Here is a 24,711-nt window from a genome sequence, read left to right as displayed (position 1 = left end):
GGGAGCAGCGATTGAAGCAGTGGTGGACGGAATGGACGGGAACGGTGACGGACTGGGTGTCTTCTCTCCCCGCTGCGGGATACGGAATCGCCCTGTGGATGTTGGTGGCCTGGGTCTGGGCGGTGACCCGTCATGAGAAAAAAAGGTTCGGCGTCACTCTCAAACAGCCCGTGATCCTGTTTTTTCGCCTGGTGTTCTCCGGATTGCTGACCGGACTGATCGGATCGCTTCTGTTTGCGGGCTTGTCCTTCGACATTCGCGGGGAGGATTTGTGGTGGATCTGGGGAGTCAGCCTGGTATTGTCCCTCGCAACTCCCAGATTGGCCTGCCTGGGGACGGTCGCGGGGGTTCTTTCCTTGGCTTCCCTGACGCTTTCCGTCACGGGAATCCCGGAAACGGGAGGCGAATGGATCCGTTCGCTCGCCGGATTCCGGGCCGAACCGTGGTTGTGGCTGGCGGGTCTGCTCCACTTGGCGGAATGGATCTTGATCCGGTTGGACGGACTTCGCGGTGCGTATCCCGTTCAAACGCGCGAAAGGGACGGTCAGTCCGTCTACGGGTGGATGTTGACGGGAATGTGGCCGGTGCCGCTTCTTCTGTTTGACGGAGTGAATTGGCTGGCCGTTCCGGTGTTGCTCGCCTACGGCAGCCGGACGCTGTCAAGACCCGTTCTCCGCCAAAATCGGCTGGTTTCCACGTTGCATTTCTTGTATGCACTCCTGCTGTGCGGATTTGCGGCTCTGGGAGAATGGGGATCGGCTTGGGTGTGGACGGCCGCATTCTTTGCCGTCGCGGGGCATGAAGGATTGCATTGGTTGCTCCGGTTCACCGAGCGGAACTTGCCTCGCCTGTATGTTTCCGATGAGCGGGGACTTCGCGTGCTGGCGGTGTTGCCGGGTTCACCGGCCGCGCGCATGGGAATCAAATCCGGTGATGTGATCGTCCGGTTCAACGGCTCGAACATCCGCACCGTGGATGAACTGATGCACATGTCCGAACACGCAACCTGGTGCAAACTCGAAGTGTTGGATGAGCAAGGGGATCGGCACATCATGAAAAAAACGCTGTACGAGGACGATCCGCGGAATCTGGGAGTGATCGGCACGTCGGGCCTCTCCGGGCAAGCGGAATCGAAAGAGGGAGGAAAAGAAGCGGCCGCTCACCCCGGAGCGGAGGCATCCGGCACAGCGCCGACGGACGGGGAAGTGAAAACCTTCCGCAAAGGAACCGGCACGGAGGACGGTTGAGCACGCGTTCTCCGGTCGCCCGGGGAAAGCGGAACAACCGCGCTGGGCGCGGTGTCGGGGGACGGAATCAAAGCCGCCCCCTTTCTTGATGGCGGAAGAGATGCAGGAGAAAAAGGGGAAAACTGGAAAACAGAAAAACGATGAAAAGAAGGAACTGACGTTCGCTGTCGGGAAGGCTTGTGATATAATGGCTGCATGACAACCAAAGAGGTGAACGGCCATGGATCGGAAGTTCCAGCTGGAATCCCCGTTCCAACCGATGGGAGATCAGCCGGCGGCGATCGAACGGCTGGTCCGCGGCATTCAGGAGGGCCGGAAATTCCAGACCCTGCTCGGTGCCACCGGAACGGGCAAAACGTTTACCATTGCGCAGACCATCGCCAGGGTGAACAAACCCACGTTGGTGATCGCTCACAACAAGACGTTGGCCGCCCAGCTGTGCGGCGAGCTCAAAGAGTTTTTCCCGCACAACGCGGTCGAGTATTTTGTCAGCTATTACGACTACTACCAGCCGGAAGCCTATATCCCGCAGACGGACACCTACATCGAAAAAGACGCCTCCATCAACGATGAAATCGACAAGCTCCGTCACTCCGCCACCAGCGCGTTGTTCGAGCGGAGAGACGTGATCATCGTCGCCAGCGTTTCCTGCATCTACGGATTGGGATCGCCGGATGAGTACCGGCAGCATGTATTGTCGCTTCGCGTCGGCATGGAAAGGGACCGGAACGAAATGTTGCGCCGGTTGGTGGACATGCAGTATGACCGGAATGACATCAACTTCATCCGGGGCACGTTCCGCGTCAGGGGGGACGTGGTGGAGATCTTCCCCGTCTCCCGCAGCGAACAGGCGGTGCGGGTGGAATTTTTCGGCGACGAAATCGAGCGGATCCGGGAGATCGACGTGGTCACCGGGGAAATCCTCGGAGACCGCGAGCACGTGGCCATCTTTCCCGCTTCCCACTACGTGACCGGTCAGGAAGTGATGCAGCGGGCGCTGCGTGACATCGAAGCCGAACTTCAGGAGAGGCTGGAGGAGTTGAGAAGCCAGGGCAAATTGCTGGAAGCGCAGCGCCTGGAACAACGGACCCGGTACGACATGGAAATGATGCGGGAAGTGGGGTTCTGCTCGGGCATCGAAAACTATTCCCGCCATCTGGTCGGCAAGAAGCCCGGCGAGCCCCCGTTCACGCTTCTCGACTATTTTCCGGACGACTTTCTCATCATCGTGGACGAGTCCCACGTGACGTTGCCGCAGCTTCACGCGATGTACAACGGCGACCAGGCGCGCAAAAACGTGCTGGTGGAGCACGGGTTCCGTCTGCCTTCCGCCAAGGACAACCGTCCGCTGAAGTTTGAGGAATTTGAAAGCAAGATCCATCAGATCATCTTCGTTTCCGCCACCCCCGGTCCGTATGAACTGGAAAAAGCGCCGGATGTGGTGGAGCAGATCATCCGGCCGACCGGACTGATCGACCCGAAGATCACCGTTCATCCCACGCGAGGCCAGATCGACCACCTGATCGGCGAGATTCACAAGCGGACGGCCCGGGATGAACGGGTGTTGGTGACCACGCTGACCAAGAAAATGGCGGAAGATCTGACCGATTATCTCAAGGAAGCGGGCATTCGCGTCCGGTATCTGCATTCCGACATCAAGACGATCGAACGGATGCAGATCATCCGCGATCTGCGACTGGGCGAATTCGACGTGTTGATCGGGATCAACCTGCTCCGGGAGGGGCTGGACCTGCCCGAGGTGTCGCTGGTGGCCATTCTGGATGCCGACAAGGAAGGGTTCCTGCGCTCCGAGCGTTCGTTGATCCAGACGATCGGCCGGGCCGCGCGCAACGCCAACGGGGAAGTGATCATGTATGCCGACACCGTCACCGATTCCATGCGCAGGGCCATCGACGAGACGGAGCGCCGGCGTCGCATCCAGACCGAATACAACGAGAAGCACGGCATCATTCCGCAGACGATCCGCAAAAAAGTGCATGATGTCATTGAAGCGGTCAAGGCCGCGGAGCCGTCCGGCGAGTACCGGACCGCCAAGGAGAAGAAAATGACCCGCAAAGAGCGGCAGCGCCTGATCGAACGGCTGGAGAAAGAGATGAAACAGGCCGCGAAGGAACTCCAATTCGAACGCGCGGCCGAGCTGAGGGATCTCATCATCGAATTGAAAGCGGAGGGAGCCTGATCTTTCATGGCACAGGAGCAAATCGTGATCCGCGGCGCGCGGGTGCACAACCTGAAAAACATCGACGTCACCATACCGCGCGACAAATTCGTGGTCGTGACCGGGCTGAGCGGATCGGGAAAATCTTCGCTGGCGTTCGACACCATCTATGCCGAGGGGCAACGGCGTTACGTGGAGTCGCTGTCCGCTTACGCCCGCCAGTTCCTCGGGCAGATGGACAAACCGGACGTCGACGTGATCGAGGGCCTGTCCCCCGCGATCTCGATCGATCAGAAAACGACCAGCCGCAACCCCCGGTCCACAGTGGGTACGGTGACCGAAATCTATGACTACCTGCGCCTGCTGTATGCCCGGGTGGGGAGACCCCACTGCCCGGTGCACGGCACGCCGATTTCTTCGCAAACCATCCAGCAAATGGTGGACCGGATCATGGAACTTCCGGAGCGCACCCGGATTCAGGTGATGGCACCGCTGGTGAAGGGGCGCAAGGGGGAACACGTCAAACTCCTCAAGGACATCGCCCGGCAGGGATACGTCCGGGTGCGGATCGACGGGGAACCGATGGAGCTGTCGGAGGACATCAAGCTGGAAAAGAACAAAAAACATACCATTGAAGTGGTGGTGGACCGGCTGATCGTCCGGGAAGGAGTGGAAACCCGGCTGACCGATTCCCTGGAGACGGCGGTGGGGCTCAGCGGCGGGGAAGTGCTGATCGACATCGTGGACGGCGAAGAGTGGCTGTTCAGCCAAAACCTGGCTTGCCCGGAGTGCGGCTTCAGCCTGGACGAACTGTCGCCCCGCATGTTTTCCTTCAACAGCCCGTTCGGCGCCTGTCCTTCCTGTGACGGATTGGGAAGCCGCATGGAAATCGATCCCCGGCTGGTGATTCCGGACGAATCCCTGTCGCTGGCCGAAGGGGCGATCGAGCCGTGGGCTTCTTCGCAAAGCGGCTGGTATTCGCAGCTTCTTGAATCGCTCTGCCGCCATTTCGGCATCGACATGAACCGCCCGTTCCAGGAGCTTCCCGAGGAACATCGGAACATCATCCTGTACGGGTCCGATGAATCGTTCCCGTTCACGTACTCCAATGACCTCGGCCTCACCCGGGAAACGATGACACAGTTCCGGGGCGTGATCGCCCATCTGAGCCGCCGGTACCGGGAAACGTCGTCGGACCTCGTTCGGGAGCAGCTGGAATCCTACATGACCACCCGGCCGTGTCCGGAATGCCGCGGTGCGCGCCTGAAGCCGGAAGTGCTCAGCGTGCTGGTCGGCGGCAAGAACATCGATTACGTGACCCGGCTGTCCATCCGGGAAGCCCTTGAATTCTTCGAATCGCTCGAGCTGACGGAAAAGGAAATGCAGATCGGCCGTCAGGTGCTCAAAGAGATCCGCGAACGGCTCGGGTTTCTGGTCAACGTGGGATTGGACTATCTCACCCTGGCCCGCTCGGCCGGTACGCTGTCCGGCGGGGAAGCCCAGCGGATCCGTCTGGCCACCCAGATCGGCTCCAGCCTGATCGGGGTGCTGTACATCCTGGACGAGCCCAGCATCGGTCTGCATCAGCGGGACAACAACCGACTGATCGACACGCTGAAGAAAATGCGCGACCTGGGCAACACGCTGATCGTCGTGGAGCATGACGAGGATACGATGTTGGCGTGCGACTGGATCATCGACATCGGACCGGGAGCGGGCGTTCACGGCGGCCAAGTGGTGGCGGCCGGCACACCGGAGCAGGTGATGCAGGATGAGCACTCCCTGACCGGTCAATACCTCAGCGGACGCAAATTCATCCCCGTTCCGGAAGAACGGCGCAAACCGAACGGCAAATGGATCAAGGTGTACGGCGCGGCGGAAAACAACCTGCGCGGCATCGACGTGGAGTTTCCGCTCGGCGTGTTCACCTGCGTCACCGGGGTGTCCGGTTCCGGAAAGAGCACGCTGGTGAACGAGATTTTGCTCAAAGGGCTGGCCCGTGAACTGCATCGCGCCAAAACGGTTCCGGGCAAACACGATCGCATCGAGGGCACGGAACATCTCGACAAGATCATCAACATCGACCAATCCCCGATCGGCCGCACGCCCCGCAGCAATCCGGCCACGTACACCGGCGTGTTCGACGACATCCGCGATGTGTTCGCCTCCACGCCGGAAGCGAAGGTTCGCGGATACCAGAAAGGGCGCTTCAGCTTCAATGTCAAGGGCGGACGTTGCGAAGCCTGCCGCGGGGACGGAATCATCAAGATCGAGATGCATTTCCTGCCGGATGTGTACGTGCCTTGCGAAGAGTGCAAGGGGAAACGCTACAACCGGGACACGCTGGAGATCCGCTACAAGGGGAAAACCATCTCCGACGTGCTGGAGATGACCGTCGAAGATGCCCTCGAATTCTTCGAAAACATTCCCCGGATCAAACGCAAACTGCAAACGTTGCATGATGTGGGGCTCGGTTACATGAAACTGGGGCAACCGGCCACCACGCTCTCCGGCGGGGAAGCCCAGCGGGTGAAACTTGCCTCGGAGCTGTACAAGCGAAGCACCGGCCGCACCCTGTACATTCTGGATGAACCGACGACGGGTCTGCACATCGACGACATCGCCCGTCTGCTGAAAGTGCTGCAGCGGCTGGTGGACAACGGCGACACGGTGATTGTCATCGAGCACAATCTGGACGTGATCAAGACCGCGGATCATATCATCGATCTGGGACCGGAAGGCGGAAGCGGAGGCGGAACGGTGATCGCGGCCGGCACACCGGAAGAAGTGGCCGCCGTCAAGGGCTCTTATACCGGCCGGTTCCTCGCCCCCATCCTGGAGCGGGACAAGAAGCGCATGCAAGAGTGGATGGACCGGCTCGCCCGGGAAGTGGAAGAAGTTCATGGATAACAGGAAAAACTTGTGACGGGAGGCGTTTCGGGGTTCCGGACCGGCGTGACGGGATCCAACAACGCGGATCGCCGGACCGGAACGGAAACTTCCGAATGCACGGCCGGAGACGATCAACGGGATTCGTCTCCGGTTTTTCGGCTGTTCATATGCCCGCGGGACGGCGAACCCCTTTTCACGTTTTGGCCCGGGGCCGTCCGGGGAATTTATGAAAGGTTGCACCACTTGTCAAACAAGAAATGGGGGAAATCCGTTTGATGGAGAAGAAACCAGAGGTGGCGGGAGGGTGGAAACCGCTGTTCCGGTTGGTTCGGCAGGCCCGTCCGTCCAAATGGATGTTGGCCACGGCTCTCGGCCTGAGCTTGGTCAACACCCTGGCGGGACTTGTGGTTCCGCTGCTGACGAAAAACCTGGTGAACCATTTTTCGCTCTCTTCGCTGGATCCGTGGAAAATCGGCGCGCTGGTGGTGGCGTTTGTCGTCCAATCGGCCGCGGGGGGATTGTCGATTTACCTCTTGAACCGGGTCGGTCAGGAGCTGGTCGCCCGCTTGCGGGAACGCTTGTGGGACAAATTGCTTCGCCTCCCCGTTTCCTGGTATGACGAACATCCCACGGGAGACACGGTCAGCCGCATGACCAATGACACGGGCGTGATCAAATCTCTCATCTCCGATCATCTGACCAACTTCGTCAACGGTCTGATTTCCATTGTTGGATCGATCATCATTCTCCTCATCCTCGATTGGCGGATGACCACGGTGATGTTGACCGCCGTGCCGGTCACGCTCCTGATCATGATGCCGCTCGGCCGGAGAATGCACCGGATTGCCAAGTCGGTTCAGGATGAAACCGCCCGCTTTTCCGGCGAACTGGCCCAAGTGCTTTCGGAAATCCGCCTGGTCAAATCATCCAACGCGGAACGGGTGGAATACCAAAGCGGCTTGTTCCGCATCGACAACCTGCTGAAGTTCGGAATTCGTGAAGGCAAAGTGTTGGCGTGGATCGGCCCCTCGATGGGGTTGGTGATGACCCTGCTGCTGGTCGTGGTGCTCGGATACGGCGGCATGCGCGTGTCTTCCGGCGCCTTGACGGCCGGCGATCTGGTCGCGTTCATCATGTATCTGTTCCAGATTGTGATGCCGGTCGGACAAATGGTCGGTTTCTTCACGCAGCTGCAGAAGACCGTCGGTGCCACGGAACGGATTGTCAAAATGCTCGGCAACGAGGAAGAAGACAGGGAAACCGGCAAGGAGGTCGCAAATGCCGACCTGCCCATCACGGTGGAGAATCTCACCTTCGGCTACCGGCCGGATGAACCGGTGTTGAAAGACGTGAGTTTCACCGTCGGAGCCGGAGAGGTGACCGCCATTGTCGGCCCCAGCGGCAGCGGCAAAACCACCTTCTTTGCGCTGATGGAACGCTTCTATGAGCCGCAGGAAGGATGCATCCGTCTGGGGGATGATTCGATCGCCGATTTCTCACTGTCCTCCTGGCGGAAGCAGATCGGATACGTTTCGCAGGAAAGCCCCCTGATCTCGGGAACCGTCCGTGAAAACATCTGCTACGGACTGGACCGGGAGGTCAGCGAAGAAGAATACAAATGGGCCGCCAAGATGGCGTATGCGGAGGAATTCATCGAAGCGTTGCCGGAGAAATACGAGACGCAGGTGGGAGAGAGGGGCTTGAAGCTGTCCGGCGGCCAACGGCAGCGGATCGCCATCGCGCGCGCGCTGCTCAGGAATCCGAGAATCCTGATGTTGGACGAGGCCACGTCCAGCCTGGACAGCAAATCGGAGATTGAAGTGCAGAAAGCGCTGAACAACCTGATGAAGGGACGCACCACCCTGGTCATTGCGCACCGTCTGTCCACCGTGGTGGATGCGGACAAGATCGTCTTTCTGGACAAAGGATGCGTCACCGGTGTCGGAACCCATGACGAACTGTACCGGACGCATCCGATGTACCGGGAGTTTGCCGATCAGCAGCTGCGGATCCAGTCCGTGGGCTGAAACGGCGAAAAGCCGCCCGAACCGCGTCGGGCGGCTTTTTGATCGGCGCATGAAATCACGCCATGCGTGGAACCGGCAATCCCGACCGGTCCCTTGTTCCCGGAGCAGGCATCACCACCTTGCCGCCCAGGCTTCCACTTCCGCTTTCAACTGCGGAAGCGCCAGCGATTCCACAAAGGCGAGCGTCATGGCCGGCGGAGTCCCTCCGTGAAATTCGCTCCAGATCTCTTTGAAACGGCTCCAGTCGATCTTTTCCGTCAACCAGATGTTGATCTTGATGATCCCGTCCGCGGAGACTCCTTCGCTGTCCAAAATGGCGAGAATGTTCCTCAGGGCATTCCGGAATTGTGCCTCCACGTCTTCCGGCATGTTTCCTTCGGGATCGTTGCCCACCTGTCCGGACAGCACCAGGAGATCGGCGTTTTTCGGCACCACGGTCAAGTGGGTGTACGCGCCGATCGGCCCCGCCACGCATTCCGGGTTTTTTCGCGTCACTCTCACGGGAATCGCCCCTTGTCTGTCAATTATGCGGGATCGCTTTTCGTCGAAATCTTTGGAATCCCGCCGCCTTCTCCTTTCCCCCGTCGGCGGGATCCCAAACGAAAGGATGCCGGGAAGCCGCGGGAGACGGAAGGAGCGTCGTCGGTTTCGCAAGTCTTTCATGAAAGTGGCGAAATGGGTTCATACTATCGCGTACAAGACGGAAATCATCCCCATCCATGGGGAAAAGGAGTGGTCTGACATGGCCGGGAGAAACCGCCTGCTTGTCCCTCAGGCGAAACGGGCACTCGAATCCATGAAGGAAGAAATCGCCCGGGAAATGGGGGTCGAACTCGGTGCGGATACGTCCGCCCGGGCCAACGGCTCCGTGGGTGGAGAGATGGTGAAACGTCTTGTCTCCATGGCTGAGCGCCAGCTCGAGTCATGACGATGGGCGGGGAGAATTTCTCCCCGCCTTTCATGTTTCCGGGAGAGACGCAAATCGGCGGCAAACACACTCCTTTGTATTATTGAGAAAATTTCAATGTGTATTGAATAATATCATAAAATCATATATTATTGATCATACATAACATCAGTATTTTTCTTGATCTCTGCTGAGGAGGATTTTGCATGACCAAAAAATTTTTCTCGGTCCTGGTCGTATTCGGAGTGTTGTTCAGCGTTCCGTTTGCACCGTCGGCTTATGCTCACAAAGACTTTGGTCCGGCTTCCTGGCAGACGGAAGACGGGAAATGGGAACTGACGATTACCACTGACAGCGTCGACAATGACGTGGACATAAACACGTGGGATATTTATCGGGTCAACATTGCCACCGGGCAATCCACGAGGTATCATGGCCAATATTTGAGCGCCAGACTTTGCAACGCAAGCACGGGGAACTGCACCGCGTACAAGAATCTGGATGACCCCTTGGTTCATGATGTATGGGGAGCCACATTCACCAACATGAAACCGGGTACCTATCACGTGGACATTCGCGACAGCGAGTCCGGGTACTATTACAAGGGAATGATCCGTGCTTCCGTCCATGACAGCTATTGATGTTGCCGAAAAATTTTCGCTGTTTTGGTTCAGCCGGACGGAGGGCGGGACAAGTTACATGTGAGGGCGTAACCCGCCCTCTTTTTTTGATGGAAAAAAGGTTCAAAAAAGTCGAAGTCTCAAGTATGATTAAAAATCCATCGCAATTTTTCCCTGAATCAGGAAGGAGGGAATCGATGGTTTACTGGGAGCTGGCGAAAAAAGGGTTTGCGATCCACCTGCAATACCGTCTCTCCCACATCATCAACAATTTGGGCAGCGCCATCTTCGGGTTCGTGTACATGGGAATCTGGGTGGGGGTGCTGGCGGGCAAGGAACACGTCAGCCCGTACCGGGTGGAGGAGATGCTGCACTACATGGCGTTCATGCAAAGCCTGTTGTGGGTGGCCACATTCACCACTCCGGGACTGGAGATCGACCGTGCGGTGCGGACCGGAGCGATCAGCCTGGAGATGGCGCGCCCCGTTTCGTTTTACGGGATGAAGCTGAGTCAGGAAGCGGGGCGGCTTGCCTACAATCTGCTGCACCGATCGCTTCCGCTGGCGCTGGTGTTCGCCCTGACCACGGGGATTCATGTGCCGGGCTCGGCGACGGAGGCCGTATGGGCCGCAGTCTCGGTTCTTCTTGCGGCCTGGATCAACAGCAACATGAATTATTTGATCGGCATCACCGCTTGCTGGACGGTGGAAATCCGGTGGGCACACCTGACCTACCACACGCTTCTGTTCGGACTGGGCGGGCAACTGGTGCCGATCGATCTGTTTCCGGAAGTTCTGGCGTCGGTCATTCTGTATTTGCCGTTTGCAAGCATTTTGTACATCCCCGCCCAAGTGTGGCTGGGAAAAGGGAGTCCGGACATGATGTGGCTTCAGGTCGCCTGGTGCGTGGTGCTCGCCCTGCTCAATCTGCGGGTCACCCGGCGGGCCAGGATGAAGCTGGAGATTCAGGGAGGGTGAGATGCCATGGGCCTTTGGTTCTATCTGCTCAAGGCCAGCTTGCGGGCGCGCATGCAGTACAAGACCGATTTTCTGGTTTCCTCCTTGGCGACGGCGATGATCATGGCCGTGGATTATCTGCTTTTGGCGGTGATCCTGCTTCGCTTCCGGGACGTCCGGGGCTGGACGATCGAGGAAGTGGGGGTGCTGTACGCCGTTTCCACGATCTCGTTGTCGTTGTTTCGCCTGATTGCATCCGAATTGCACCACTTTGACAAATACATGGTGGAAGGGGAGTTTGATCAACTGCTCATCCGCCCGGTTTCCCCGTTGGTCCTGCTGTTGTCCCGTCATCCGGATCTCAACCGGTTGGGCGGAATCGCCCAAGGGGTTCTGATCCTGGCCTTTTCCTTGACCCGTCTGCCGGCGGAGACGGCGTGGAACGTGCTCCTGTATTTGCCGATCGCCGTGATGTCGGGCTTACTCATCGGGATGGCGCTCTCGCTGGTGACGGCCACCGTCGGGTTTTGGGCGAAACGGATCAAAGAATTTCAGCCGTTCACCATCTATGCGCCGTTCACTGCCGCCAATTTTCCTCTGTCCGTCTACCCGGGTTGGCTCAAGGCTCTCTTTTTCTCCCTGATTCCCATTGCATTCATGAACTACTGGCCGATGGTCTGTTTGCTCGGCAAGGGCGGCACCTGGCTGGCCCCCGTCCTGTCTCCCGTTTTTGCGGCGGCTGCGTTCGGATTGGCCTTGAAGTGTTGGAATGTCGGCATCCGTCATTATCACAGTACCGGAAGCTGAGGTGAACAGGGATGATCGAAGTGAACAACCTCGTCAAGGAATTCCGGATCCGCCGGTCCGGAAGCGGGGTGATCGGGGCGTTTCGCGCGCTGTTTTCCGGGGATGCGGAAGTGAAACGGGCGGTCAGCGGCATTTCTTTTCGCATCGGACGGGGGGAATGTGTCGGATACATCGGTCCCAATGGCGCCGGCAAATCGACCACGATCAAGATGTTGGCCGGCATTCTGCATCCCACGTCGGGAACGGTTCGCATTCAGGGACTCGATCCGCAAAGAGACCGCCGCAAGTTGGCGCGATTGTTCGGAATCGTGTTCGGCCAGCGCACGCAGCTGTGGTGGGATCTGCCTCTCCGCGATTCCTACGAAATTCTTCGCCGGATGTACAAGGTGGATGAGCCGTCGTACAAAAGATTTCTGGAGAAATACGATGCATTGCTGGGCATCGGTGAGTTCCTCGAGACACCGGTCCGGAAGCTGTCGTTGGGGCAGCGGATGCGGGCTGATCTGGCCGCTTCGCTCTTGCACGACCCGCCCGTCCTGCTGCTGGACGAGCCGACCATCGGGCTGGACGTGGTGGCCAAGAAGCGGATCCGGGAATTCTTGCGGGAGACGCGGGAGAGGGACAAACGGACCATTTTGCTCACCACGCATGACATGGATGACATCGAGGCTCTGTGCGAGCGGGTGATCGTCATTCATCACGGAACGATTCTCCTGGACGGAAAGATGGAAGAACTGCGGGCCATGATCGGACTTCCCAGTGCGGTCCGGGCCGATTTCCGGATGCCTCCCTCCGTCAAGTCCCTGGCATCGGCCGAAAAAGTGGAAGTGACCGACCATCGGGTCACCGTCTGGTATGACCGGGCCAAAATCCCGGCTCCCCGCATTCTGAAAGCGGTGGGGCAGTGGGGGGAAATCGTGGACATTCGCATGGAGGAACCGGACATCGAGGAAATCATCCGGAGGATTTATCAGCAAGAAGCGGGCTCAATCCGATGAGCCGTTCCGGATCGGGGGACAAAAAACGGCGCGGGTTTCCATCGACCCGCGCCGTTTCGTGCATGCATCCGTCCGTCAGTCCCGGGCGTCTTCCGCTTTGACCAGTTCCGCCCGGATGATGTACCGTTCCGGAGCGTCCCCGACATAGTCGAACGGATAGCAGGTGGTCAGGGACAACACCGGTTGTTCATGGGGAACGATCACCGTCCGGTCATCCGGATGAGTGATCCAGGATTTGCGGAATTGGTAGGTGAACAGTTTCGTTCCGTACTTGACGAAGATTTTGTCCCCGGGTTTCAGCTTGTCGAGTCCCCGGAACACGGTGTCGCGATGGCCGGACAGAACCACGTGTCCGGTTTCTCCCGGCTTGACCGTTCCGTGTCCTTCGTAGAGGCCGACGCCTTTTTTGAGCGATTTTTCATCCGTGCCGCGCACGATGGGAAGAATGGCGCCCATGCGGGGCAGGATCACTTCTCCCACTTTTTCGCCGCGTTTCGCTTCGGGCAGGTTTTGCTTGATCCCTTCTTCCAACATGGGGAGAGGGGTGGTGTCATCCCATTGGTCCGAAATGGCCACGGCCGTTTTGGGGTCGATGATGGCGATGCTGGCCTGTCCCCACCATTCCAGGGCATTGTAGCCGAACATCACGACTCCGATCGCGATCAGGAGCCAGGCGATTTTCCGGATCATCGCGTCAACTCTCCTCCACCCTGTCAGCAACGACGGTTGCCGGTATATTCCAGTTCCCTTTTCTTCAGGATCTCCCGGAATCCTTCTCCTGTCATCATATATTCGCATCCGGCTCCCGTTTTGTGTCATGCTGCCCGGATACTTTTCCCCGACGGGCTCTTTCCGGCTGTTTGCCCTCCGGTTTGTCCAAAATTTATAATGAATGAGAAACGGGTGAACATGGCCCGGCGCGAAAATTCGTGTTTGAATCGCCTCCGCAGCGGAAAGAGAAACAGTGAGCCCGCACACGAATCGCCGCAACATTCAGGAGGAATCGTTTCTGACCGGACTCATCATGCGTCAAACCACACAGCAAAGGAGAGATTCACTCGGATGGGCATTCTGATCCGACTCGTCGCCACGACGGTGGCGGTGGTTCTCGCTTCCCGGTTCATTCCGGGGATTGAGGTGGACAGTTGGAAGACGGCGTTTGTCGCGGCCGTGGTTCTCGGCCTGATCAACCTGGTGGTGCGGCCGGTCCTGAAGTTGCTCGCGCTGCCGATCACCATTTTGACGCTGGGACTGTTCACGCTGGTGATCAACGCGTTTCTGTTCTGGTTGGCCAGCGTGTTCGTGAACGGTTTTGAGGTGAACGGATTCATCGCGGCCTTCCTCGGCGGGCTGGTTGTGGCGGGGGCCGCATGGTTGTCCGAACTGTTCACGGACTGATTTTTTCCGCGGCGCGCTCCCGGACGGGGAAGCGCCGCTTTTTCGCGTGACTGGAAAGGACGGAGAAACATTCATGACGGGTACGGAACGGGAATGGCTGAAACGGATCCACCGCCGCCTCGGCATCCGGCTCCGTCCGGCGGAACGGGCCGGCGGAAAAGAAGAAACCTCCTTGTTTCGTCTGCCTTCGGGGGCGTTCGTGCGCGCGGAAGAACCCCTGACCGACCGGGAACGGAACATGTTGGCCTGGCTGTTGGAAGCCGGCATCGATGCCCCGGAAACGGCCGGAGATGCGTTTGCCGAATGGGTGAAGCAATGTCTGGCCGGCCGCCCGGTCCCTCCCTCTTCCGAGTTCCGGGCGCGCCCCTGGAACCGGCGGGTGATCCTATTGATGAAAATTCACGGATCGGTGTCTAACCGCTTCGACGAAGATCTGGCGGAAGTGGCCCGGGCGTATTTCGCGGAAGGGGATCCCTGGATCGTTTCCGCCGGGGAGTCTCTGCGGGTCCTGATGGTGCCGGTGTCGGTGCTGGTCGAAGCCGGGGAGGACAGAGACGGTTCGCTGCGGCAATCGCTGATCCAGGCGGCGGAGGGATGGGCGGAAGCGGTGACCAGCGAAGCGGGCAGGCGCGTGCGCCTGTTCGTGTCCCCGCCGGTCTCTTCCGCGGAAGAAGCAGGAGAGCTGCTGGCGGAACTGGGAAGGTTGCCCGGTCTTTCCGACAGGTTTTCCGGACCGCGGGCCGTGACCGGCATGTGGGAGTGGGAAACGGAAAAATTGGTCGCTTCCCTGCCGCCCGATGCGGTGCGTGCCTTCCTCCGGCGGTTCCCCCCGGAAACGGTCGAGGTGATTCCCGGGTTGGACCGGACGCTCGAGACCTTGTTCCGGCATGACCTCAACGTGAGTGAAGCCGCGCGCAACCTGTTCGTGCACCGGAACACGCTGCTGTACCGGCTGGAGCGCTTTCGCCAGGAGACCGGGCTGGACGTGCGCTCCTTTGACGATGCGGTCGTCGCCAAGTTGTGGTTGCTGCTGCTCCGGGCCGAAGGCGGGGACCGGGACGGCGGGTTTGGACAACCTGTGCAATGATCCGCCTTCTTTTTTGTGCAGCCCGCACATGGCGCCACATCCGGGAAAACCGGTACAATGCAGTTGCAAGCACTCATGCGGATCATGAATTCGGGAGGGAATCCCCTTGGCACAGGTCAAGCTGAATCACGTCTACAAACGGTACGGCAACGTGACCGCCGTCAAAGATTTTCATCTGGACATCCAAGACCGGGAATTCATCGTGCTCGTCGGTCCGTCCGGTTGCGGGAAATCGACCACGCTGCGGATGGTGGCGGGGTTGGAGGAAATCTCCGAGGGAGAGATCTGGATCGGGGACAAGATGGTCAACGACGTTCCGCCCAAAGACAGGGACATTGCCATGGTGTTCCAGAGTTATGCCCTCTATCCGCACATGACGGTTTATGAAAACATGGCGTTCGGTCTGAAACTGCGCAAGTTCAAGAAGGATGAAATCGACAAACGCGTCAAGGAAGCGGCCAAAATCCTGGACATCGAACACCTGCTGGAGCGCAAGCCGAAGCAGCTGTCCGGCGGTCAGCGGCAACGCGTGGCCCTGGGTCGCGCCATCGTCCGTGAGCCCCAAGTCTTCCTGATGGACGAACCGCTGTCCAACCTGGATGCCAAGCTCCGCGTGCAAATGCGCACCGAGATCAGCAAACTGCATCAACGGCTGAACACCACCGTCATCTACGTCACCCACGACCAGACCGAGGCCATGACGATGGGCGACCGGATCGTCGTCATGAAGGACGGCGTGGTGCAGCAAGTGGCCACCCCGACGGACATCTACAACAAGCCGGCCAACATGTTCGTCGCCGGATTCATCGGATCCCCGTCGATGAACTTCGTCGAAGGGCAACTGATCGAGGAAGGCGGAGACGTGTACTTCCAAACGCAGGGAGCCAAGGTGAAAATCCCAGCCGGCCGCGCCCGCACGCTGCGTGAAAAAGAGGTCGTTGGCAAGGAAGTCATCTTCGGCATCCGTCCGGAAGCGGTCCATGACGAACCGGCCTTCATCGAGGCTTCTCCGGACAGCGTGTTCGACGCCAAAGTGGAAGTGGCCGAAAACATGGGATCGGAGATGTATCTCTACGTCCACGGATTCGGCGACAAATGGCTCACCGCCCGGGTCAACGCACGGACCCTCTACGGCCCCGGCATGGAGCTGAAGCTGGCGCTCGACATGAACAAATGCCACATCTTTGACAAGGAAACGGAACTTACGGTATTGTGAGAAAAACGCCGATCCCCGGCCCCGGGCCCATCCCGGAGTCGGGGGTCATGGAGAATCGGGATCATGAGCAAAAAAGTGACGCTGAAGGAATTGGTGCGCCGTTTTGATCTGGAAGTGATCTCCGGGTGGGATCAGCTGGAACGGGAGATCACGGTGGCGGACATGTACCGGCCCGGACTGGAACTGGCCGGTTTTTTCACATTTCATCCGGTGGAGCGCGTGCAGCTGTTGGGCAAGACCGAGCTTTCCTTCATCGAGGAGCTCACCCCCGGACTTCGCGATGTCCGGCTCAGACGGCTCTGTCATCCGGAAATCCCCTGTTTCGTGGTGACGCGTGGACTGGAGGTGCCCGAAGAGCTGGTCCAGGCATCCGAGGAAAAGAAGGTGCCCGTCCTGCGCACGTCCCTGTCCACCACCAAATTCGCCAGCAAAGTGACCAACTGGCTGGAGCGTCATCTGGCGCCCAGCACCACCGTTCACGGCGTGCTGGTCGATGTCTACGGCATCGGCGTGCTGATCACCGGCAAAAGCGGCATCGGCAAGAGCGAGACGGCTCTGGAACTGGTGAAGCGCGGACACCGGCTGGTGGCCGACGACGCCGTGGAGATCACCCAGACGGGCGAATCCCTGACGGGACATGCCCCCGAACTGATCCGCTATCTGCTCGAGATCCGCGGTCTGGGCATCATCAACGTGATGACCCTGTTCGGGGCGGGTGCCGTCCGGGACAAAAAGAAAATCTCCCTGGTCATCCATCTGGAAGCCTGGCAGGAGAAGCGGCAATACGACCGGTTGGGTCTGGATGAGGAAAAGATCCGCATCCTGGACACCGAGCTTCCGAGACTGACCATTCCCGTTCGCCCCGGACGAAATCTGGCGGTGATCATCGAAGTGGCTGCGATGAACTTCCGGCTGAAGCGGCTCGGATACAACGCGGCCCAGCAATTCACGTTGAAGCTGAGCGAAGCGATGGAAGAATCGGATGATGACTGAGCCAAACGAAAGCCCCTCCCGACGCAGGTTCGGAAGGGGCTTTCAACCGTTCAGGAAGATTTCCCGGTTTGCCCGGCTGGCTTTCGGTTTTCTCCAGTGAGGAAAACAGACGAACTGAATCGGTTCGTGATGGACACAGCCCGGGGTGGCGCAATATCCCCGGTTTCCGATCACCAACATGCCGTCTTCAAGGCCGCATTCCATGCAATCGTAACGTTTCGCGAGACGGTATTCATCCGAAAGCTGGATGGCGATCAACAGAAATCCCTCCGTCCATTTGTATACATTATTGTAATGAATCTGATATTTCGTGTCTATCTCCTTGATACTATTCAGAAAATTATTTTTAAAAGGAATGAAAAGCGCGTTTTTCAGCGGAAATTTTTTGGGGTACAATGGGGTCGTGAGCGGATGCCGCCCCCGAATGAACCGGCGGGATCGCCGCAACTTTCCGCCCGTCCGTGAAAAGCGGACAAGGGGTCGCGGGCAGGTTGCGGCGCAAACCGGAACATGAGGGTTGTCATCCTTCGTGATCGTTTTTTTGCGTTTTCCCGGGCCATCATTTCCCGGCGATTTTCCCGAAAATTTTCTGGCACAAAGAGGGAGGAACACACGCATGCATCACCTACTGGCCATCGATCCGGTGGCATTCAAGCTCGGGCCGCTTTCGGTGCACTGGTACGGCGTCATTCTGGGAACGGCCGCGTTGCTCGGACTGTGGCTCGCCACCCGTGAGACGGAACGGCTGGGAATGCACGGGGACACGTTTCTGGACATGATGATCTGGGTCCTTCCTTCCGCCATCATCGGTGCCCGGCTTTGGTACGTTGCGTTCGAGTGGGAGTATTACGCGGTTCATCCCGCGGACATCCCGGCGATCTGGAAGGGAGGACTGGCCATCCACGGAGGATTGCTCGGTGCGTTTCTCGCCGGTTGGCTGTACGTGAGGAAGCACCGGCTGCCCTTCCTGATGATGGCCGACATCGCCGCACCGAGCATCATTCTCGGACAAGCGATCGGCCGCTGGGGCAATTTCGTCAACCAGGAAGCGCACGGCGGAGAAGTGAGCCGTGAGTTTTTGGAAGGTCTCGCCCTACCCGACTGGATCATCGAGCAGATGAACATCGGCGGCGCGTACCATCATCCCACCTTCCTGTACGAATCGCTCTGGAACCTGACGGGCTTTCTCCTTTTGCTCGGCCTGCGGAGGCTCAATCCCTTGCGAGGGGAGATGTTCTTCTCGTATCTCGCCTGGTATTCGCTCGGTCGATTTTTCATCGAGGGACTCCGGACGGACAGCCTGGCCTTCAACGGTCCGACGTGGTTGGAGGGACTCCTGGCCGCATTGTGGTCACCGATGAACCTCCTCTTCGAACCCGGTGTGCTCGAGGGCGGCAACATCCGGACGGCCCAGCTGGTCAGCGTGCTGCTGGTCCTGTTGGGAATCGTCTTGATCGTGATTCGCCGAACCAAGAAGGATGCGATCGTCAGATACGCGGATGTGCCCGACGATGTTGTGCTTGAAGAAGAGAGCGAAGAGGCGGCGGACGCATCGACGGACGAGACGGAAGAGAACAAAGCGAAAGAAGTCGCGAGCGGGAAACACAAAGCGGCAAACACAGGGGAGGAACCATCTTGAAGTACCGGGTCATCCTGTTTGATCTCGACGGAACCTTGATCGACACCAACGAGCTGATCCTGCAATCGTTCATGCACACGCTGGAAACCCATTGCCCGGGCCGGTACACGCGCGAGGACGTGCTGGCCATCATGGGAGAGCCGCTGATCGATCAGATGCGCCGCTTTGACGAGAGCCAAGCGGAGGACATGGTGAAGACCTACCATGTCCACAACGAAGCCAACCATGACCGGTTCGTGAAAGAGTTTCCCCACGTGACGGAGACCCTGGAGGCTCTTCACAAGGCCGGGGTGGTGATGGGCATCGTCTCCAACAAACGGCGCATGGTGGTCGACATGGGGCTCAAACTGTTCGGACTGGACCGCTACATGGACACCGTGGTGTGCTTCGGGGACGGACTCAAAGGAAAACCGGAACCGGACATGATCCTGTACGCCATGGAGCAGCTCGGCGCAAAACCGGAAGAGACCCTGATGGTGGGAGACAGCCGGTATGACCTGATCGCCGCCCGGCGGGCGGGGGTGCGTTCGGCGGCCGTCGCCTGGAGCCTGCATGCCGAAGAGCTTCCCAAGTACGAGCCGGATCATTTCCTCCAAGACATGCGGGATCTGCTCGACGTGGCGGGCGTGGATCGAAACGGGGGATGACGGTGAGAAGAGTCGAGCGCCATCCCGTCTCCGGCAGCAATTCCCTGTGGCAGATCTACCGGACGGTCCCGTTTTTGAAGGTGCTGAAAAACACCCTAGTGATCGTGCTCGCCCGGTATGTCCCGTTCATGCCGCTCAAGCGCTGGATGTACCGGCGGCTGTTGGGCATGAAAGTGGGAGAACAAACGGCCGTGGCGTTCATGGTGATGATGGACATCCTGTATCCCGAGCGCATCCGCATCGGCCGGAACACCATCATCGGCTACAACACCACCATCCTCACCCACGAGTACCTGATCGATGAATACCGGCTGGGGGACGTGGTGATCGGGGATGAAGTGATGATCGGGGCCAACACCACCATTCTGCCCGGCGTCGTCATCGGCGACCGGGTCGTGGTCGGTGCCGGATCCGTCGTCACCAAAGACATTCCGGCAGGGGCGTTTGCGGCGGGAAATCCGGCGAGGGTGATTCGGAGAGGGGAATGAAGCCGGGCTTCCCCCTGCTGGTGATACGATCAGATGGCCGGAGCCCTCCCCTGCTCGTTTCGTTGCGATGGCAAAGGCACTCGCAGGGAATGGCTTCGGCTTTTCATTGTGCGTGGGGAGTTGCCGGAATCCTTCCCCTGTTCGTTTCGTTGCGATGGCAAAGGCACTTGCAGGGGAGGGATCCGGCTTTTCATTGGGGGTGGGAGTTGCCGGAATCCATTCCCCGCTCGTTTCGTTGCAATGGCAAAGGCACTCGCGGGGAATGGCCCCGGCTTTATCATTGGTGTGAAGCCTCCTCTATCTTGACCTATAGGTATCCTTTCTGAATATTGAATCGAAGTCTGTGAACCTCCCGGGGTTTTTGCAGGATTCCCGGTTCACAGACTTTTTTGGGGTTTGGTATAATGGAAAAGCCTTGATTTGTCTGACGTTCACAATAGGGTTTGAGTTGGATCCATGGTGGAATTGAAAGAGCTTCAGTTTCTGCCGAACCGTGTGGGAAAGGTCCGTTTGAGTTGGATCCATGGTGGAATTGAAAGGGATTTTCCCGTGGTGGTTCATTTCCGTTTGAAGCGTTTGAGTTGAATCCATAGTGGATTCGACGAGTATCGGCTGACCAGCGAAATCCTTCCCACGTTGGATTTCGAACGTCTCAGCCGGGACTGGGACGCGCTGCATCTCACGGATCACGGGATCCGGGAAAACCGATATGGTTTCTTCGTCGGCTGGGATGTGGAATCTACCCTGTGGTTCCGTCCCGCCTTCCAGATCGTCGGGAGGATCAGCTTTCCTGTCAGGTAAAATAAAAGAGAGGGGGTTCCCCTCTCCTTTCGGCATAGATAGTTTGCGGCGCAAACCTTCTATATGCCAGATTGTCGCTTGTAATTTCGAATCATCATGCCCGTTGCCGGTTTCATCCCCAGTTTTTCGTAAAACGGCCGCAACGATTCATCACACAACAAATCCACCATGTAAAGCATGTTCAGCTCATCCAGCATGAGTTGGACCAATTGCGTTCCGATTCCCCGGTTTCGATACTGCGGCAATACCTCGAGCAAGGGGATGTACGCCGACAAAATGCGACTGACGGCATTGATGAAACCCGCCACTTTCCCGGAATCTTCATCGACTGCCAATACCACTTTCCAGCTTCCTCGAAGGATTTTCAAATGGACTTCGGGAGTTGGCTTGTTTGGCCATCCGTCAAAAAAACCTCCATCCAAGTGCTCAGGAAGAATTCCTTCAAGCGAAGTAGTATATCGCATATCATCAACTCCCCTGCAAAAACCTCGGGTCTCTCCAATGATCAACCCGACGATATCGTTTTCGGCAATCAGAACAAAGGCATTTTTCCTGGATCTCTATAAACCTGGACGGGACATCACTCGGCAACTCTGATCGTTCCCATGCTTTTTGAAGGTTTCGATTGTTGAACTCCTTTCTGATGATCTTCAAAAAGTTTAAGTAGGCTAACGGAGAGAAGCGTATACAAAATGGCCCCAATGGAATATATGTCATGCCCCGGCACAGGATTTAAAGGTGGAAAATAATTAATGCCCTCCTTGAAAATCGGTTTGCCCTCGTAACGAGTCAAAATATTAAAGCATCGCATTGGAGCCTGGGTTCTTCATCCCCTTTTCCTGAAAGATGGTTACCAATTCAGAGACAGTTGGCCTGACTCCCTGGGCGACTTTATACGCCCTTGAGATAAAGTCATAATAGTTACTCCGTGCAATCAATGCCTGATATTTTTCGCGTGCCAAGTCATATCCTTGAAGAGCGGATCGCGGATCGTTCAGATACTCGGTCGCAAACATCAGATCGTTTTTCAGTCTCTCAATTACCGTTTTCATCGCACGAGTCATTGAACATACCTCACTGTTTTGTTCACTCAGATTGAAAGAAATACACCATCTTCCCATACAGAAACGCCCCAACCGTTTGGTTGGATCCATAGTGGAATTAAAGGGCCTAAGGTTTGGCCAGCCTATTGGGTTTGAATTGAATCCATAGTGGAATTGAAAGGGCATTGGCAATCCAAAATTTCTTACACGGAAAAATGGTTTGAGTTGGATCCATGCTGGAATTAAAACCAAGATCACGAACAATCTTGTTCTCAAACAAAATTAGAGGTGCATTCAGGATGGAACTGAAAGTGCCGCGTCAGTTCCACCGGTTGCTTCCCGGACTGGGTGTTCAAGCTAATCCCTGGTGAACACAAAGCCTCTCCGTCTTGGAGAGCTGATGTTCGCACCAACTAAAGATTCCAAAAAATGAGAGGCATGCGATTTTGCATTCCTCTCTTATTATGTGCATTCATTGAAGCGGCAGCGTGACAGCTCCAGGGGAGCCAAATGGTGCCCGGTTTGTTTGAATCGGCCCGTCAACGGATATAAATAAACCAAAGAAATATAAAGCAATCCAACCGAAATTCGATTGAAAGTTAGTGAAAATTAAAAAACTTCACAACAAAATATTGCGCCTCTGATTCTTTTGTTGTATCCTGAAAATAGGTGAAATCATACCAAATGTACATTTGCTTTTTGCGTCAAGAAACGGAGCATCACCAAATACCTGTCCGATGTCTGATTGTTAAAGAATCAGCCACTTCCCTTTGCAGGGGTTGAAAGCAGATCTGTCGATGGGCCCGAATAAGTGAAAAACTTATCATTCCCGAAAAAAACGAAAAATTCCGTGTTTAAAAAATTGAAAGAAAGATGGGCGGTTTGCATCTCCCTTTTTATTCCGAAAAAAAAGGGGGGATAACGGTGGCCGAAAAAGTCAAAGCAAAAAGAAAACATGGATGGCTCACCGCGCTGAAGGCCACCCATGTTATCCAACTCATTGATCTTGTGGTGATGATCAACGACTTCCTCAAGTAATGGCCGCAACATTACTTGAGGTGAAAGCAAACCGCACTGGAGCACCGAGTCTCCCGGGGAGAAGGCTTCGTGCTCATTTTTGAAAAATGGAAACAACAAACCGCATGTAAATACGGATCCTTTCCAAGGAGTGCTTGGTGATCCGTATGATACACACCGAAAACAGAATTTGCTGAATTTCTTCACTCAGTTACAGTATAATGCAATATCATTTTCATATCAATAAGTTACATGAAATTTATTGTCCCATTTTCCGAATCCGATTTTTTTATCAATTTCATATTTTCCCGGGGATTCTCGCCCAAATTGGGCAATTGTGATTTCATGTTCGCCGGAGTAAAAATCAAATTGTTTCGGATTGAGATTGGGGATTCTGAGAAAATAGACTGCTTTGCTGGTCATTCTGGGAGTAAAAGGCACCGACTATACTGTGTATTCAGATTTTATGATATAATTTCAATTGCGAGACGCGACAAAGGTCGGCTTTTCAAACACCCGCATCATGACTCCTCTTCCTGTCACGCATCCAGATCGCTACTTTCGCTTATCCGGTGGGTGATTGCTTATGCACATCAGGCTTTGTCCCGAAATGTGCATGAGCGAAGTAGCTGCTGTTCAAGCAGTGACAGGAAAGGGAGTGAGGATTGTGTGGGACCTGATTCTGGAGGTATACCAGGAGGCCAAAGACTGGTTTGAAATCCTGAGTCAAGTCCTGCTGGTGTACTGGCTGGAAAAAGGAAAGTCCGACCGCAACCACGGAGATCGGAACGGCCCCAAGTAATATTCGGTCAAGACGGGACCCGTGGCGACGGGTCCCGTCTCTTGCTGACGAGATCATTACATAATTGAAGCGAATCACTGAAAAATGGATTGCCACAGAGGCCTGTCGGGCCTTTTCTTTTCTGTAAAAAAGCGGACAGGAGGTGTAAAAATCAATCCGGATGCTTTATAATAGAAATAAGAATTCCGTCAGCTCCGGGAGCTGGTACAATGAAAATATTGAAACGGCGTATGGATGATTGGCTTGAAGGACGCCGTTTGGATCAAACCAAATTTCTCCCGAATGACCAACAGCCGAAAGACGCGATTCACATCACAGAAGACGAATGGTATCCGGAAGACGACATCTATGAGCAAATTCTCTCAAGGGGCCATTTGGTTGGTTCGCGTCGCGTTTGAAAATTCGAAAGGATCGGGAAATGGGCAGGAAAAATGGGAAATGAAAGTGCGGCCGGCCATTATTGTGGGAAAGTATATCGACAACTCCGCGATCATCGTTCATTGCACCTCACGCCCGCCAAGGAACAAGTTTGATTTCGTTCTCGAAGGGTGGGAAGAATATGGACTGATCGTTCCCACGACCGCACGTGTTTCCAAAATTGATTATGCTCCGATCAGAGCATTTCACAGGTATATGGGCAAGTGTCACCCTTCTGACTGGGAGAAAATCAAAACCTTGTTGGACAAGTTGTTTTAACACAGGTGAGAAGCACGCATAGTTTTATTTGTTTTGTTGTGTATGAAGATGTCTGGCTGAACAAAGTGGTGAGTTTGACCCGAAGTCTGTGAATCTCCCGGAGTTTGTGCAGGACTCCCGGTTCACAGACTTTTTTGAGGTTTGATATAACGAAGAAGCCTTGATTTACCTGGTGTTCACAATGGGGGTTGAGTTGGATCCATGGTGGTATTGTGTGTCAGAAAAACGCGGCCATTTCGTCGTTGGGGTCC

The 24,711-nt window shown here is 56.5% G+C and carries 22 protein-coding genes; 18 read left to right on the top strand and 4 right to left on the bottom strand.

Going from position 1 to position 24,711, the window contains the following annotated elements; all coding sequences use genetic code 11:
* Nucleotides 1–11 precede the first annotated feature (11 nt).
* The 4 genes from EG886_RS12210 to EG886_RS12195 all read left to right on the top strand — a co-directional run bounded on the left by EG886_RS12210 (nucleotide 12) and on the right by EG886_RS12195 (nucleotide 8,345).
* On the top strand, nucleotides 12–1,247 hold the full coding sequence (locus EG886_RS12210; RefSeq protein ID WP_124728396.1) for a PDZ domain-containing protein: 1,236 nt from the start codon (nucleotides 12–14) through the stop codon (nucleotides 1,245–1,247).
* 220 nt (nucleotides 1,248–1,467) lie between these two features.
* Nucleotides 1,468–3,447 carry an excinuclease ABC subunit UvrB gene (uvrB, locus tag EG886_RS12205; RefSeq protein ID WP_124728395.1) on the top strand — a complete coding sequence of 660 codons (1,980 nt, stop codon included), beginning with the start codon at nucleotides 1,468–1,470 and terminating at the stop codon, nucleotides 3,445–3,447.
* 6 nt (nucleotides 3,448–3,453) lie between these two features.
* Nucleotides 3,454–6,336: an excinuclease ABC subunit UvrA gene (gene uvrA / locus EG886_RS12200; protein ID WP_124728394.1), complete on the top strand. Its 2,883-nt coding sequence runs from the start codon at nucleotides 3,454–3,456 to the stop codon at nucleotides 6,334–6,336.
* 257 nt (nucleotides 6,337–6,593) lie between these two features.
* Nucleotides 6,594–8,345: an ABC transporter ATP-binding protein gene (locus tag EG886_RS12195; RefSeq protein WP_124728393.1), complete on the top strand. Its 1,752-nt coding sequence runs from the start codon at nucleotides 6,594–6,596 to the stop codon at nucleotides 8,343–8,345.
* 111 nt (nucleotides 8,346–8,456) lie between these two features.
* Here the strand turns inward: EG886_RS12195 and EG886_RS12190 are convergent, their stop codons facing one another.
* A complete protein-coding gene (locus tag EG886_RS12190) occupies nucleotides 8,457–8,846 on the bottom strand; it encodes a RidA family protein (protein ID WP_241154323.1) in 390 nt (129 codons plus the stop codon).
* A 241-nt stretch (nucleotides 8,847–9,087) separates the two neighbouring features.
* Between EG886_RS12190 and EG886_RS12185 the strand changes: the two genes are divergently transcribed.
* The 5 genes from EG886_RS12185 to EG886_RS12165 all read left to right on the top strand — a co-directional run bounded on the left by EG886_RS12185 (nucleotide 9,088) and on the right by EG886_RS12165 (nucleotide 12,633).
* Nucleotides 9,088–9,273, top strand: a complete 186-nt coding sequence (locus EG886_RS12185; protein ID WP_124728391.1) for an alpha/beta-type small acid-soluble spore protein — start codon at nucleotides 9,088–9,090, stop codon at nucleotides 9,271–9,273.
* A 185-nt stretch (nucleotides 9,274–9,458) separates the two neighbouring features.
* Nucleotides 9,459–9,893, top strand: a complete 435-nt coding sequence (locus tag EG886_RS12180) for a hypothetical protein (RefSeq protein ID WP_124728390.1) — start codon at nucleotides 9,459–9,461, stop codon at nucleotides 9,891–9,893.
* A gap of 176 nt (nucleotides 9,894–10,069) precedes the next feature.
* Nucleotides 10,070–10,849, top strand: coding sequence for an ABC transporter permease (locus EG886_RS12175; protein ID WP_164491834.1), 780 nt, complete (start codon nucleotides 10,070–10,072; stop codon nucleotides 10,847–10,849).
* Between the two features lie 6 nt (nucleotides 10,850–10,855).
* On the top strand, nucleotides 10,856–11,635 hold the full coding sequence (locus EG886_RS12170) for an ABC transporter permease (RefSeq protein ID WP_124728388.1): 780 nt from the start codon (nucleotides 10,856–10,858) through the stop codon (nucleotides 11,633–11,635).
* An 11-nt stretch (nucleotides 11,636–11,646) separates the two neighbouring features.
* Complete coding sequence (locus tag EG886_RS12165; RefSeq protein ID WP_124728387.1) at nucleotides 11,647–12,633, top strand: ABC transporter ATP-binding protein; 987 nt, start codon at nucleotides 11,647–11,649, stop codon at nucleotides 12,631–12,633.
* A 75-nt stretch (nucleotides 12,634–12,708) separates the two neighbouring features.
* Here EG886_RS12165 and EG886_RS12160 read toward each other — a convergent pair whose 3' ends face one another.
* Nucleotides 12,709–13,323 (bottom strand): class D sortase, encoded by a 615-nt coding sequence (locus EG886_RS12160; protein WP_164491833.1) that lies wholly within the window; start codon nucleotides 13,321–13,323, stop codon nucleotides 12,709–12,711.
* Between the two features lie 372 nt (nucleotides 13,324–13,695).
* On the opposite strand from EG886_RS12160, the gene EG886_RS12155 reads away from it, so the two are divergent.
* The 4 genes from EG886_RS12155 (at nucleotide 13,696) to hprK (ending at nucleotide 17,327) form a co-directional block, all read left to right on the top strand.
* Nucleotides 13,696–14,031, top strand: coding sequence for a phage holin family protein (locus EG886_RS12155; RefSeq protein WP_124728385.1), 336 nt, complete (start codon nucleotides 13,696–13,698; stop codon nucleotides 14,029–14,031).
* A 73-nt stretch (nucleotides 14,032–14,104) separates the two neighbouring features.
* The gene (locus EG886_RS12150) at nucleotides 14,105–15,118 is read left to right on the top strand and encodes a PucR family transcriptional regulator (RefSeq protein ID WP_124728384.1); all 1,014 of its coding nucleotides are present in this window, start codon (nucleotides 14,105–14,107) and stop codon (nucleotides 15,116–15,118) included.
* Nucleotides 15,119–15,224: 106 nt separating this feature from the next.
* Nucleotides 15,225–16,334 carry an ABC transporter ATP-binding protein gene (locus tag EG886_RS12145; protein ID WP_124728383.1) on the top strand — a complete coding sequence of 370 codons (1,110 nt, stop codon included), beginning with the start codon at nucleotides 15,225–15,227 and terminating at the stop codon, nucleotides 16,332–16,334.
* A 63-nt stretch (nucleotides 16,335–16,397) separates the two neighbouring features.
* A complete protein-coding gene (gene hprK, locus EG886_RS12140) occupies nucleotides 16,398–17,327 on the top strand; it encodes an HPr(Ser) kinase/phosphatase (protein ID WP_124728382.1) in 930 nt (309 codons plus the stop codon).
* Between the two features lie 42 nt (nucleotides 17,328–17,369).
* Here the strand turns inward: hprK and EG886_RS12135 are convergent, their stop codons facing one another.
* The gene (locus tag EG886_RS12135) at nucleotides 17,370–17,585 is read right to left on the bottom strand and encodes a hypothetical protein (protein ID WP_124728381.1); all 216 of its coding nucleotides are present in this window, start codon (nucleotides 17,583–17,585) and stop codon (nucleotides 17,370–17,372) included.
* A 358-nt stretch (nucleotides 17,586–17,943) separates the two neighbouring features.
* Here EG886_RS12135 and lgt point away from each other — a divergent pair, with 358 nt between their 5' ends.
* The 3 genes from lgt to EG886_RS12120 are packed head-to-tail and all read left to right on the top strand — an operon-like array spanning nucleotide 17,944 to nucleotide 20,101.
* Nucleotides 17,944–18,966: a prolipoprotein diacylglyceryl transferase gene (gene lgt, locus EG886_RS12130; protein ID WP_124728380.1), complete on the top strand. Its 1,023-nt coding sequence runs from the start codon at nucleotides 17,944–17,946 to the stop codon at nucleotides 18,964–18,966.
* Nucleotides 18,963–19,613, top strand: coding sequence for a pyrophosphatase PpaX (gene ppaX, locus EG886_RS12125; protein WP_124728379.1), 651 nt, complete (start codon nucleotides 18,963–18,965; stop codon nucleotides 19,611–19,613). Before lgt ends, ppaX begins: the two co-directional genes overlap by 4 nt.
* A gap of 2 nt (nucleotides 19,614–19,615) precedes the next feature.
* On the top strand, nucleotides 19,616–20,101 hold the full coding sequence (locus EG886_RS12120) for an acyltransferase (protein WP_124728378.1): 486 nt from the start codon (nucleotides 19,616–19,618) through the stop codon (nucleotides 20,099–20,101).
* Between the two features lie 860 nt (nucleotides 20,102–20,961).
* On the opposite strand, the gene EG886_RS12115 is transcribed toward EG886_RS12120, so the two are convergent.
* A complete protein-coding gene (locus EG886_RS12115) occupies nucleotides 20,962–21,366 on the bottom strand; it encodes a GNAT family N-acetyltransferase (protein ID WP_124728377.1) in 405 nt (134 codons plus the stop codon).
* Between the two features lie 2,263 nt (nucleotides 21,367–23,629).
* Between EG886_RS12115 and EG886_RS14070 the strand changes: the two genes are divergently transcribed.
* Complete coding sequence (locus EG886_RS14070; protein WP_277423818.1) at nucleotides 23,630–23,764, top strand: hypothetical protein; 135 nt, start codon at nucleotides 23,630–23,632, stop codon at nucleotides 23,762–23,764.
* 209 nt (nucleotides 23,765–23,973) lie between these two features.
* On the top strand, nucleotides 23,974–24,162 hold the full coding sequence (locus EG886_RS13805) for a hypothetical protein (protein WP_164491831.1): 189 nt from the start codon (nucleotides 23,974–23,976) through the stop codon (nucleotides 24,160–24,162).
* The last annotated feature ends 549 nt before the right edge of the window (nucleotides 24,163–24,711 follow it).

The sequence above is a fragment of the Staphylospora marina genome, assembly GCF_003856495.1.
Classification (GTDB): Bacteria; Bacillota; Bacilli; order Thermoactinomycetales; family Thermoactinomycetaceae; genus Staphylospora; species Staphylospora marina.
Note: the sequence above shows the minus strand (reverse complement) of the source record. Positions and strands in the feature narration are given on the sequence as shown.

What these genes read in the sequence shown, in the direction of transcription:
- EG886_RS12160 (WP_164491833.1), bottom strand. Translation starts at nt 13,323, where the DNA reads ATGATCCGGAAAATCGCCTGGCTCCTGATCGCGATCGGAGTCGTGATG.
- EG886_RS12170 (WP_124728388.1), top strand. Translation starts at nt 10,856, where the DNA reads ATGGGCCTTTGGTTCTATCTGCTCAAGGCCAGCTTGCGGGCGCGCATG.
- EG886_RS12165 (WP_124728387.1), top strand. Translation starts at nt 11,647, where the DNA reads ATGATCGAAGTGAACAACCTCGTCAAGGAATTCCGGATCCGCCGGTCC.
- EG886_RS13805 (WP_164491831.1), top strand. Translation starts at nt 23,974, where the DNA reads ATGAAAATATTGAAACGGCGTATGGATGATTGGCTTGAAGGACGCCGT.
- lgt (WP_124728380.1), top strand. Translation starts at nt 17,944, where the DNA reads ATGCATCACCTACTGGCCATCGATCCGGTGGCATTCAAGCTCGGGCCG.
- EG886_RS12150 (WP_124728384.1), top strand. Translation starts at nt 14,105, where the DNA reads ATGACGGGTACGGAACGGGAATGGCTGAAACGGATCCACCGCCGCCTC.
- EG886_RS12115 (WP_124728377.1), bottom strand. Translation starts at nt 21,366, where the DNA reads ATGCGATATACTACTTCGCTTGAAGGAATTCTTCCTGAGCACTTGGAT.
- EG886_RS12175 (WP_164491834.1), top strand. Translation starts at nt 10,070, where the DNA reads ATGGTTTACTGGGAGCTGGCGAAAAAAGGGTTTGCGATCCACCTGCAA.
- EG886_RS12155 (WP_124728385.1), top strand. Translation starts at nt 13,696, where the DNA reads ATGGGCATTCTGATCCGACTCGTCGCCACGACGGTGGCGGTGGTTCTC.
- uvrB (WP_124728395.1), top strand. Translation starts at nt 1,468, where the DNA reads ATGGATCGGAAGTTCCAGCTGGAATCCCCGTTCCAACCGATGGGAGAT.
- EG886_RS12180 (WP_124728390.1), top strand. Translation starts at nt 9,459, where the DNA reads ATGACCAAAAAATTTTTCTCGGTCCTGGTCGTATTCGGAGTGTTGTTC.
- hprK (WP_124728382.1), top strand. Translation starts at nt 16,398, where the DNA reads ATGAGCAAAAAAGTGACGCTGAAGGAATTGGTGCGCCGTTTTGATCTG.
- uvrA (WP_124728394.1), top strand. Translation starts at nt 3,454, where the DNA reads ATGGCACAGGAGCAAATCGTGATCCGCGGCGCGCGGGTGCACAACCTG.
- EG886_RS12195 (WP_124728393.1), top strand. Translation starts at nt 6,594, where the DNA reads ATGGAGAAGAAACCAGAGGTGGCGGGAGGGTGGAAACCGCTGTTCCGG.
- EG886_RS12185 (WP_124728391.1), top strand. Translation starts at nt 9,088, where the DNA reads ATGGCCGGGAGAAACCGCCTGCTTGTCCCTCAGGCGAAACGGGCACTC.